General features: G+C 62.7%; 9 protein-coding genes. 4 read left to right on the top strand and 5 right to left on the bottom strand.

What is annotated here, in order from left to right:
- Window positions 1-80: 80 nt before the first annotated feature.
- Entirely contained in the window at window positions 81-692 is a 612-nt protein-coding gene (gene lexA, locus NUW13_13360; protein MCR4440004.1) for a transcriptional repressor LexA, read from the bottom strand.
- Window positions 693-1,166: 474 nt separating this feature from the next.
- Between lexA and NUW13_13355 the strand changes: the two genes are divergently transcribed.
- From NUW13_13355 to NUW13_13345, 3 genes are all read left to right on the top strand, one after another.
- The gene (locus tag NUW13_13355) at window positions 1,167-1,739 is read left to right on the top strand and encodes a hypothetical protein (protein MCR4440003.1); all 573 of its coding nucleotides are present in this window, start codon (window positions 1,167-1,169) and stop codon (window positions 1,737-1,739) included.
- 63 nt (window positions 1,740-1,802) lie between these two features.
- A complete protein-coding gene (locus tag NUW13_13350) occupies window positions 1,803-4,064 on the top strand; it encodes a TonB-dependent receptor (protein MCR4440002.1) in 2,262 nt (753 codons plus the stop codon).
- 86 nt (window positions 4,065-4,150) lie between these two features.
- On the top strand, window positions 4,151-5,344 hold the full coding sequence (locus NUW13_13345) for a glycerol-3-phosphate acyltransferase (protein MCR4440001.1): 1,194 nt from the start codon (window positions 4,151-4,153) through the stop codon (window positions 5,342-5,344).
- A gap of 126 nt (window positions 5,345-5,470) precedes the next feature.
- Here the strand turns inward: NUW13_13345 and NUW13_13340 are convergent, their stop codons facing one another.
- Entirely contained in the window at window positions 5,471-5,716 is a 246-nt protein-coding gene (locus tag NUW13_13340) for a hypothetical protein (GenBank protein MCR4440000.1), read from the bottom strand.
- A gap of 103 nt (window positions 5,717-5,819) precedes the next feature.
- Between NUW13_13340 and NUW13_13335 the strand changes: the two genes are divergently transcribed.
- The gene (locus tag NUW13_13335; GenBank protein ID MCR4439999.1) at window positions 5,820-6,116 is read left to right on the top strand and encodes a hypothetical protein; all 297 of its coding nucleotides are present in this window, start codon (window positions 5,820-5,822) and stop codon (window positions 6,114-6,116) included.
- 603 nt (window positions 6,117-6,719) lie between these two features.
- Here NUW13_13335 and NUW13_13330 read toward each other — a convergent pair.
- The 3 genes from NUW13_13330 to NUW13_13320 form a co-directional block, all read right to left on the bottom strand.
- Window positions 6,720-8,138 (bottom strand): alpha-L-fucosidase, encoded by a 1,419-nt coding sequence (locus NUW13_13330; protein MCR4439998.1) that lies wholly within the window; start codon window positions 8,136-8,138, stop codon window positions 6,720-6,722.
- A 39-nt stretch (window positions 8,139-8,177) separates the two neighbouring features.
- Complete coding sequence (locus NUW13_13325) at window positions 8,178-8,993, bottom strand: hypothetical protein (GenBank protein ID MCR4439997.1); 816 nt, start codon at window positions 8,991-8,993, stop codon at window positions 8,178-8,180.
- Window positions 8,994-9,154: 161 nt separating this feature from the next.
- Window positions 9,155-10,804 (bottom strand): DUF6055 domain-containing protein, encoded by a 1,650-nt coding sequence (locus tag NUW13_13320; protein ID MCR4439996.1) that lies wholly within the window; start codon window positions 10,802-10,804, stop codon window positions 9,155-9,157.
- Window positions 10,805-11,258: the final 454 nt, after the last annotated feature.

Here is an 11,258-nt window from a genome sequence, read left to right as displayed (position 1 = left end):
TTAGTTCACCTTATCGGGCAAAAAAAGAGACGCCCTGCATAACTTTCAGCAGGTCACCAGAACCTCTCTTCTTGCGGCTCTTAGCCAAAATGGCGGATGAGCCCCACTACTTTTCCCTGAATGCTCCATGCTTCCTCAGGATAGATGTCACTAAACGCCGGGTTCTCCGCCTTCAGGTAGCGCTTTGCGCCCTTGATGACCAGCCGCTTGATGGTCACTTCCTCGCCGATGAGGGCGGCCACGACGTCGCCGTTATCCGCCTCTTTTGTGGATTTGACGATGACGATGTCGCCGTCCAGGATCCCGGCGTCCTTCATGCTATCGCCGCGCACGCGCAGCGCAAAATGCGCCCCTTTGGAGCGCAGAAACGTGCCTGGCAGGTGGAGATAATCTTCGACGTTTTGCTGTGCCAGTACCGGGCGGCCTGCGGTAATGGTCCCCAACAGGGGCACGCGCACCTCGCGGTCGCGGGTCTGCTCGGCGCGCGACCTGAGCAGCCTGATGCCCCGGGCCAGACTGGAGCGGGAGATGTAGCCCTTCTTGACCAACGCATCCAGGTGCTTGGTGACCGCGGTCTTGGAAGTCACGCCCAGCTCGTCGGCCAGCTCCTGCAGCGTCGGAGGGGCGCCCTCGTTGACCCGCCGGGTGATAAGGCTCAGCACCAGAGCTTGTTTCGGCGTCAATTCGTCCATGCCTTTCCCCTGAAATCCTCTCGTGGTGTACATTTGTGCACCATAAATATACAGTCCTCCTGGCGAAAAGTCAAGAGGAATTTTTGTTTGCAGGAAAATTTTTTCGCGCCACACCGCCGAGCTCGACGCGCCCAAGGAGGCAACCCCGGCTCTCCTCACCTGCCGCAGCGACACTTCAGCAGTCCACCGTCTTCCCAGCACGATGCCGGGGGTAATTTGCGGCGAGGGGCCTTCCAGAGAAACTCCTCCGCGCCGTCGAGGCGGGCCACAGCACGCTGCCACCTCTTTACGGTAGGACTGTCGCCCCTGGCCCTTGAGGCAAGAAATAGCTTGACAAAATCAGCCGAGTTCGTTATACTTTAAGGTGAAAGAGTGTGCGTGGCCCGCTCTCCCCGTATGGCAAGCGGGCCGCGGAGCGATAAGGGGTCGGAGTGGATGACGGGCGGGGCAACATCAACCAAGTGGAGGAGAGCTATGCGCAAAGCTACGCCTGTTGTCGTGTTCTTTGGGGTGGTTGCACTCTGTGCCGGGCTTTACGTCGCCTGCGACAAGGGTGAACCCACCAAGCCTGAGCCCAAGTTGGAGTTTCCGGTCAAGATGCTCGGCGGGGACCCCGTGGGCCAGTGGCGAGCGGACTCGGCAACTATCCATCTGGTGGACTCCTCGCTCCTGGCCTTGATGCACAGCTTTGGCGTGTACGCCTTTACCCATGAGGAGAAGCTGCGCGGTAGGCTCACCATTGGCCAGGACAACAGCTACAGCGCCGCCTGCACCTTGGGTGTGCAGGCCACGGTCTGGTTTGGCACCAAGCCCGATTCGCTTACGCCGATGCTCTACACCGGCGGCGACACTTTGGTGAAGAACGGCGTGGTGGGCAGGCAACTCCCCAATGCTCTCATCTTTGACTTTGGCCATACCAACTTCCGCCTGGATACCCTGGGCTACACGGCCACGGCCAACCAACTCAAGTTGGTGACGTTGCCCTCGGCGCTGCCTTTCATGGGCACCAGCATTGCCATCTACTTCATGCTCTACTTCTCGAAATGAGCCAGAGTTGCTAGCAGCGTGCGGCGTGCATCCGGGCAGTGTAAGTGTCTTGGAGGCCTTGCCATGATACTACGTGTCACTGCACTGGCCCTGCTCTTCGCCTCGGTGGCCACACCGCTCTTTGGGATGGCGGGCGATGCGGGCAGCGTGCGCGGCAGTGTGGTGGAGGCGGGCTCGGGCCGGCCCATTGAGGGGGCTAATGTTATCGTCACGGGCACCATCCTGGGGGCCGCCACCGACGCGAAGGGGCGGTTCATCATTCCCAAGATTGCCCCGGGATGGTACACGGTGGTCATTTCCTGCATGGGCTACAGGGAGGTGACCTTGGAAGTGCGGGTGTTGCCGGGAATGCCCACGGAGGTCAACGTCTCCTTAGAACAGACGGTGATCGAGTTAGGAGGCCTGGTGGTCACCGCCAGCAGGTACCAGCAGGCGCTGCGCGATGTGCCTGCGTCCATGGCAGTGCTCCAGGCCGAGGATATTGCCCGGCGCAGCCCGATGGAGGTGAATCAGGCGCTCAAGTACGTGCCCGGCGTGACCACCATGGGCAGCAACATCAACATTCGCGGCGCCAGCGGCTACTCCTCGGGCATCGGCACCAGGGTGCTTGTGCTTCTGGATGGGGTGCCCTTCATCCGTGGCGACGATAGCGACGTGGACTGGGACGCGGTCGTGCCCACGCAGGTGCAGCAGGTGGAGGTGATGAAGGGAGCGGGTTCGGCCCTGTACGGCTCTTCGGCACTGGGTGGTGTGGTCAACGTGGTGCTCAAGGAGCCAGAGGGAGGCTCGCGCTTCTTTGCCCGCACCTACACGGGATTCTACGACCGGCCGAACCGCGAGTCTTGGATCTGGACAAACGAGCGGCGCCACTTTGAGGGCACTACCCTGAGCTACACCACCAACTTCCAGGGCATCGGCGCGTGGCTTTCCTCGTCCTGGCGGAACAACACGGGGTTCCGGGAAAACGACGATAACAAGACGTACAACTTCATGGGCAAGTTCATTGCGCGGCCAAAGCCTGACATGAGAGTTGAAGTGCTGGCCGGCTACTCGAAGAAGCGCACCGGCGCGTTCCTGTTTTGGAAGAGCTACTACTACGCCACCCGCAACGGTGGCGATCCAGACGGCACTGCCACTCGCTCGCAGATGAGGGAGACTTATCTCTACCCCTCGCTGCGGCACACGCTGGGGCGCAAGGTCGCCTATGCGGTGAAGGGCCGCTTTTTGTCCACTTCCAGCCAGGACAACTTGGAAGTCTACAAGCCGAACCTACCGTACCAGGCTGGGGTGTATCGGCGCTCGTCGGCGACGAGCATGGGGGGCGAAGTGCAGGTCAACTACCAGTACAGCCCGCAGACCATTCTGGTGGCGGGCATCGACGGCCAGCGCGATGTGGTGGACGCCATCCAATACGGGACTCCTTCGGCTTTAAAGTACGCCGCCTATTTGCAGAACGAATACCGGCCCTGGCAGAAACTGCTGGCCACGATCGGCGCGCGCTACGATGCTCAGGTCTACAACGATTCTACCCGCGTTGGCGAGCTCAATCCCAAGGTGGGCCTGACCTATACCGTCTCGCCGCTGACCGTGATTCGCACTTCCGTGGCCAAAGGGTTCCGCGCCCCTTCGACCGCAGAAAGATACGTCTCCACCTTTGCCAACCAGGTGAAGGTCTCGCCAAACCCGGACTTGCTCCCGGAGCGCAGCTTGAGCGCCGAGCTGGGACTGAACCACACGATGCTGGGCTGCATCAACCTGGACGTGGTGGCGTACCACTCGGACTTCTGGAACTTGATCGAGGCGCGGCCGCAGCCAGGACTGGTGAAGTACAACGGGATGTTTCTGCCCGAGGTGAAGTTCGTCAACGTGACGCGGGCGCGGATCCGCGGCCTGGAGAGCGCCCTCAAGCTGGAACTCATCAGGGATGCGCTGACGACCAACCTCGGCTATTGCTACGTGCACAGCGCGGACCTCTCCAAGAACCCCGACGGCTCGCCAACTGCGGACTATGGCAAGGTCCTCAAGTACCGGCCCCGCCACATGCTCACGCTCAGCTCGGACCTTCACTACGGGAGGGCTTCGGCAGGAGCGGATTTTCGCTATGTGAGCCGTATCGAGCGGGTGGACAAGCTGCAGCAGCTCGCCATCAAGGACCTGGATGTGACGCCTGCCACGTACGTGACCGACCTGCGCTTCGGGATCAAGGTGGGCAGTTTCAAGGTGAGCTTTTTCATCAACAACGTCTTCCAGTACTACTACATCGAGCGGCCGGCGGCCCTTGGCCCGTTCCGCGACTATGCTCTGCAGATCGACTTTGCCTCGTGAGGTTCGCCTCCTCCGCACGTGAGGTCATCTGCGCTGCGGCAGGGGTTCGAGTTAGCAGAGAATAAACAAGCGGAGGTGCTAAGGCCATGTGGCTAACCGCAATGTGCGGCGTGGGCGGCTATCTCCTGGGTTCCGTGTCGCCCAGCTACTTCTTGGGCCGTTTGCTGCGCGGCATAGACATCCGAGAGCACGGCGACGGCAACGCAGGAACGGTGAACACCTTCGCCGTGCTTGGCCCCTTGCCCAGCGCGGTCACTGCGCTGTTCGACACGGGTAAAGGCTTGGCGGCGATGTGGCTGACCCTTGCGCTGGGCGGTGCCCCGGCGCAGGCGTATTTGGCCGGCTACGCTGCGGTGATAGGGCACGTGTTTCCGTTCTACTTAGGATTCCGCGGTGGACAGGGGGTGGCGACTGCCGTGGGGCTCATGCTCTTCCTGCTGGGGACGGCCATAGTGCGCGGCTGGTTGGCGTGGTGGCACATGGCTGTGCTGGCCGGCTGGGTGGCGGTGTTTGCCTTCATCTCCCGGCGCGGCGAAATGGTGGGGGTGGTGGTCCTGCCGCTCCTCCTGCTGATGGTCGATACCCACGCCTCGTGGTGCTGGGAGCTGGCCTTCTTCAACCTGGTGGTGGCCCACGTCCTTTTCGTCAATGTCTACAACATCGTGGTTAAGAAGGTGGTGCGGCTGCGACCTGAGCTCAGGGAGAGGGTCGAGTGGTGGCGGGTGTTGTTGCGTCCTGGGGCGCTCGCCTTTCCGCTGGTGAATCTCAGCTTTGGGCAGCAGAGCGCGCTGCTCTTGACCGGTGCGGTCTTGGCGATTTCGGTGGTGGCGGACCTGCTCCGCGCGCACCGCGAGGCGCCCGCGGCGTCGACGCACCGCAATTCCTACCTGGTGCACCCGGCGTTTCTTGGGGGATACCACCTGTCGCGCATCACCGCCTTCTTGGCGGCCTGCTTTCTTTCCATCTTGCTCTTTGCGCCCCCGGTAGCCCTGGCCGCGATCGTTTTTGTCGTGTTCGGTGATGTGTTCGCCAAACTGTTTGGCCTGCAATGGGGGAGAACCCCGCTGCTGGGCAAGACGGTGGAGGGGACGCTGGCCTGTCTGGCGGTATGCCTGGTGGCGGGCCTGTTCATGGCCGAGGTGCTCCCTCTTAGCCCTTGGCTTTTGCTGGCCGGGGCGCTTGTGGCCACCGCCGGCGAGCTGGTGCCTTTGGGGCTCAACGACAATCTGGTGGTGCCGCTCTGCAGCGGGCTGGTGATGCAGTTGCTGAGGCGGGGGTGAGAAGGGAGCGAGAGCCTTCCCACGCATGGCCCCCTGAGGCCCATCGGCGACGCGCTTGAGAGACGCGCCTCGGCACCAGAGAAGTGACAGGGAAGAGCTCGGTGAGTGCCGGCAACGCAGTGGCGCCTAGCCGGCAGTGAAGGCAAGATGGATGAGATAGCGGCGCAACCTTGGAGCCTCGCACCCGCCGAGCTGCAAGAAATCCGCGCTGGCTTGCAGGAGCCGAAAGGAGAGCAGAGCGTGGAAGCGGGAGAGGGGGTCGACGAGGATTAGGCATGCCTGTTCCACCGGTGAAGCCGATTCGTCTGTCCGGGCACGCGCGCCAGCAGATGCAGCGTTGGGGGCCACCGGGGAGGAAATCGTGCAGGCCATCCGCTCTGCCTCGTGGCTTCCGGCTACACTCGGCAAGCATGAGTGCCAGATGACTTTTCCTTTCGGCGCCTCATAGCACGGCAGAATGTACGCCAGGAGGCAGGTGCAACCAGCCTTTGTGGGAGAGGAGAGCGACACCGTCCCGGTCACGTTGCACACCTACTACGCTGGTGAGGAGGTGGCCCTGCGGGTTGGCAATGACCCAGAAGTGGGCGCGTCGTGTATCCAGTGTCTGGAAGCTGTTGTCTCCACAGGGCACCTGGCTGAGGGCATTGCCTCAGAGTACGACCAGGAAACCCGCCCGGCTGGCACCGATATTATGGATGCAGCCAAGCGATTCGGCGCCCCAAACATTCTCCGAAGGATCGCATTGGAAGATATCGACCTCGTGCGTGCGTAGAGAGGCATCTGGGGAGCGGAGCAATTTGCCCGTCTCCCCTCTGGACCGTTCCCTGTCTTTCGTGACTGCGAAGGCCCACCCCCACACTGGCGCCAGCCATTGTCCTTGCGAAGCTCCATTAGATCAGCCGAAGCCTGTGCCTATCCCGCTTGCCGGCCGCAAGCGATGAACCTCCTTGCAGAGGGCCCGTTCGCGACGAGCGAGAACGGGGAAGCAACTGTTCGGTGTCGTTCCCTGGAGTTCGCGCCTGTTCGGCCCCTCTCCAAAACACCCGACCGACGGGTAAATCTGCACCGCTGCAGCATCCTCATGTTCGGGCGACGTTCGAAGAATAGTGCTGCTCGCCTTGGCTCACTGGCCAGGGCTGAATGCACTCAAGGGGCTGCCAGACGTGGGAGCACTGTTCGTCCTCCGCTGGCGGCCGCGTCGGGGCTGGTCTTGGCCTGTTACCCAGGCGGTGAACCGAGGTCGGGGACGGAGGCCCCCTCCTCCATACTCGTAGAGGAGTTCGTCGGCCTGGACCCGGCGTATGTTTCCGGCTCCACCTCGCACCAGGGCGCGCCGTCCGTCGTGAAGGATTATCGCCCCACAACTACCCAGTCCCTAAGGCCTCCCCGCGCGATAGAGTGCAAAGGTGGCAATGGTCGGGCAGGCCCTGGCCTTGGTGATGCACAGACGAAGCCGGCGAGCACGCACCTCAGGCAGGCGCAAAATCCGCTTGTAGCCGATGGTCGTGCCCTCCGCAACCCTCTGCCATTTGCCGTCCACCTCCGCCTCGACGTGCAACTCCTCCACCCTCTGGCCCAAGGCGATGTACTCCTGTAGCACGAGGCGGTTCACCAAGGTCGGCCTGCGCAGGTCCAGCTCCAGCCAGGCCGCAGTGACGGTGTCGTCGGTGGCCCAGTAGGTGGCGTTGTCGCCATCGATGGCCCGCTGCGGCGCAAAGCGGCGATGGTTGCCACGCACCTGAGACGCCGTGGCGTGGGCCCGCCGTGCCACGTCCTCGGGGAACTCTGCCTCCAGCGCGCGCCGGAACTCCAGCAGGCGGAGCGAATCCGCACGCGGGATGAGCCCGTGGCGGTCCACAGGGACGTTGAGAAGCAGCGCTGCATTGCGCCCCACCGAGGCGTAGTAAATCTCCAGGAGCTCGGCAACGGACTTGACCCGTGCGTCTTCGGGGGTATGGTAGAACCAGCCCGGTCGTATGGAAACATCGGCCTCGGCCGGCACCCAATGCGTGCCGTCGGCGTGGCCACTGGTGAGCTCCTGGTAGCGGGGGTAACCCGGCCACACCTCGGCGCGGCGGAGAAGCGACCAATTGGTCACGTCGGCGAATCCGCGCTCGTTTCCCACCCAGCGGACGTCCGGGCCCCCGTCGCTAAAGATGACTGCCTGCGGCTGACATTCCCTCACCACCGCGAAGAAGGCCGGCCAATCGTACACCTGCCGCCTGCCATGGGGACCTTCGCCACATGCCCCGTCGAACCACACCTCAAAGAGCTCGCCGTAGCCGGTGAGCACTTCGCGCAACTGGTTCTTGTAGAATTCATTGTAGCGCGGCGTATCGCCGTAGCTGGGCTCGTGGCGGTCCCACGGCGACAGGTAGATGCCCATCTTCAGGCCATATTGCCGGCAGGCGGTGGCCAATTCGGCCAGCACATCGCCATGACCGTCGCGCCAGGGGCTGTTCTTGACGGAGTGCTCAGTATAGCGCGAGGGCCACAGGCAAAAGCCGTCGTGATGCTTGGCCGTGATGATGATGCCCTTCATCCCTGCCTCTTTGCACACCCGCGCCCATTGGCGGCAGTCCAAGGCATCCGGGTTAAACAGCGACGGGTCCTCCTGGCCGTCGCCCCATTCCCGGTCGGTGAAGGTGTTCATGCCAAAGTGGATGAAGGCATAGTACTCCAACTCGTGCCAGGCCAGCTGGCGCGCACTGGGGATCGGGCCGGAGGGCGCAGGAGGTCGCGGTGCAGAATTGCAGCAGAAGAGCATGGCAGTTACCACGAGTAAGGTCCGCATCTTCCTTTCCTTCGAACCCTGTGCGATGAGAGCGAAGACTCAGAGGTAGAACCGGTACTTCTCGAATGCCTCGCAGATGGCGCGTATCGTGGGCAAAGGGAGCTCGGGCCCGATAGAAGCCTGGAGCAGCAGCCCGCCCTCGGGGAGATAGAGGGCCTCCACCGCCTCGCGCGCGTGTTGCTCGGTGTCGCGCGGCGACCAAAACGGGAAACGCTGCCGGTCCAGGTCAAGGCAAATGGCCACCTTCCCTTTGGCCAAGCGGGCGATGTTGGGCAAGCCATTGGCGCCCACCTGCGGGTTCAATACGTCGATGCCGCAGTCGATGAGGGCGTCGATGATCTCCACGATGTGGCCGTCCGTGTGGAAGTAGACAATGACGCCGGCCTCCCGGCAGCGCCCAAAGATGCGCTGGGAGCAGGGCTTGAGGTAGCGGATCCATTTTTCCGGGTGAATGGGCAGGCGATGCTGGTCGCCGAGGTCGTCGCCGAAGTAATAGATGGCCGGCTTGGTGGCAATGAGGGCTTCCAATTCCTGGAGGTTGTAGGCCAGCACTTTGTCGATGAGCATTTGCAGTTCCGGTGCTTCCTCGGCGAAATCGATCATCAGCTCCTCGTAGCCGCGCAGGTAGTAGAGGCGCATGTACATGAAGCCGTGGGGCAGGCCGGCGCCCGGAGGTGGTGGCTGGAAGGTGCGCACGTCTGCGCGGCGCGGCAACGGGTGGCCCACCACCAGAACCTCCAAGCCTGGAGCGACGTTCTCCCACACGCATCCCCAAGGGTCCACGTGGCGACCGGCATTGTAGGTGCCCTCGTAGGCGTCATATAGTCCACGCCTCCGGGTTGATGCCCACCGCACAGCGCAGGAAACTCTGCTACCAGGTCCTCCAGTGCCTCGCGGTGCCGCGTCCAGGTGGCCGGCAGAAGGTAGACGTCTACCGGAATGGTCCCTGGGTTGGCAAAGCGCACCGCCCGGAAAAAGTTGTCGTCGAGCTCCCAGATGGCAGAATCGCCCTCGCGCTATGGGCGGAGAAAGGTCACCTTCACCGTCTGCACGTGGCTTGGGCAGGAGAAGCGAAAGAAGTGGACGCCTGAGGAAGTCATGGGCCCTTGGTCTGCCGGCCACGTCAACTGAAACATGCCGCTCCGCTGCGCCGGGAAAGCCTGGTGCGCCACTGTGCGGCCCAGGACATCGACCACATCCAGGACCATGGGCAACATCACCCGGCGCTGGATGGTGAACGTGACGCCGTGTGCGGCCGGATTGGGATGGGCGCTGACCACCTCGAACGGCGCCCCATCATGTGCTTGGTCGCCGTCGAGCTTTTGCACCGTGAGGAGGTACTCCTCAGGCTTTTCCTTGAAATAGAGCATGCGCATCTCCACTGAGCGGTCGACGTTGCAGACGAGCAGCATGACCGCCTGCGGAGCAGAGGCAATGTCGAGGGTAATGCTTTGTCCGGGGCCGACTTGATGGATGCGCGCTCCTGCCGGCTCTTCCACCACTGCTGCCAATGTCCAGTGGGAGGGCACGGTTCCCTCCAGAGCGACACGGTAGGTGCCAGATTGGCTGAGCCGGAACGACAGATAGGTCGCCGTCAGCCAGTAGGTCTGCCCGGCTCGCGTCGCATAGACGCCGACGGCGGTGTCCTTTGCGGTGGCCACTTCCGGAAAAGTTGCGGCCTCCCAATAGCCGTACCCCGGCTGATGCCTGCTGCCGGTGAAGTAGTTCCAGAGGGAGAAGCGGGTGAACTCTTCCTCGAAGCTGCTGCCATGGGCGCCGCACACCTGATGGATGGCCTCCAAGGCTGGTTCGTTGACCATCTGCTCCCACACTTGGCGGATCACCTGGCGGCCAAAGCGCTCGGCCAGATAGAAGGCAAACACCGAGGCGCCGTACATGTGGTTGATGATGCGCGGCACAGTCAGCGAGACGGCGTTCAGCGGAATGTCCGGCGCAGAGAAAAAGCTGCCCAGGTAGTGCCGGTAGTCCTCAATGCCTGGAAAGACCTGCTCTTCCATCCAAATGGCGCTGAGTTCGGCAAAGAAGCCATCCACGGTGATGAGGCGGGAGACGTAGCCGAGCTGAATGGCATGAAAGAACTCGTGGGCAGCAGTCGCGCGGAGGGCAGCCTCCGGGGATAGATGCTCCTGGGGGCTCACAAAGTCGTTATCCACCTCGATATGGCTGGCAAGACGATGCTGTACTGGCGCGTTGGGGTCGCGCCCTTTTTCCACGGTGATGCCCCTGGTTGTGCCGAGCTCGCGCATGTAGACTCGGTACGGCTGGCTCCAAGCGGCCATGTTCGGCGGTGGCAGAAAACCGAGCTCTTCGACCTCCACTCTGTAGCTGCGCTCGAACGCGCCCGCGACGGCCTCCACGAAATCCGGCCTGCCGTCCCCATCGACGTCCGTCGGCGAAACCGCAGCGGTGCCTTCTCTGGTGTAGAAAATCAGAAAGTGGCCGTCCTGGGTGAGCAGGCTATCGGTGAACTGGGAGCAAGCCCTTGCGGGGCCCTGCTGGCGTTCGGCAGAAAAAGCAGCCGGTTCTGCGCATGGCTCGCCTGGCGGAGCAATGGCAGGTGTCCCGGTAGCCAGCAACGAAACGGCACTGCCAGCGTGCACCTGGAGGCTTACCAGGCAGAGGGAGGCGACCACAAGGTTGCTCATCGCTGCAGTCCTCTGCGGGGCGGCCAAGGCCCCCCGTGCCTTGGTGGTGGCAGGGCGAGGCCCACTTGATCGAGAAGCCATTTCGCAGAGAGTGTCACCGGGCCCCTCGTGGGAGGAGACGTCAGCACGGGCATAGCCTGCAGAGGACTCGCCTGGCAGAGGTCGGTCGCGTTGCTCCTCAAAGCAAGCCTCCTGGGTCGAAATCCCTCCAGGTTTGGGGACAAGGTCGGGAGGGCAAAGCGCCCCAGGCACTGGGACTCACGCCTTTTCGCCCTCCAGACGAGCGTCAGCCTCTCCGGCAAGAGAAAATACTTCCTTCCCGAACGCGTGTTTGAGAACATAAAGGAGCAAGTCTTGCTCCTTCTGGGCCACTTCGGGAAGTACTTCTGCCACAGTGGCCAGACCACCTTGACGAGGCCCTTGGGCTTCAGCGTACCCGATCTGGCGAGCTCCA

It is taken from the genome of candidate division KSB1 bacterium, assembly GCA_024655945.1.
Classification (GTDB): Bacteria; Zhuqueibacterota; Zhuqueibacteria; order JANLFK01; family Oleimicrobiaceae; genus Oleimicrobium.
The sequence above is the reverse complement of the archived record's forward strand: the minus strand, read 5'-3'. Positions and strand labels throughout refer to the sequence as shown.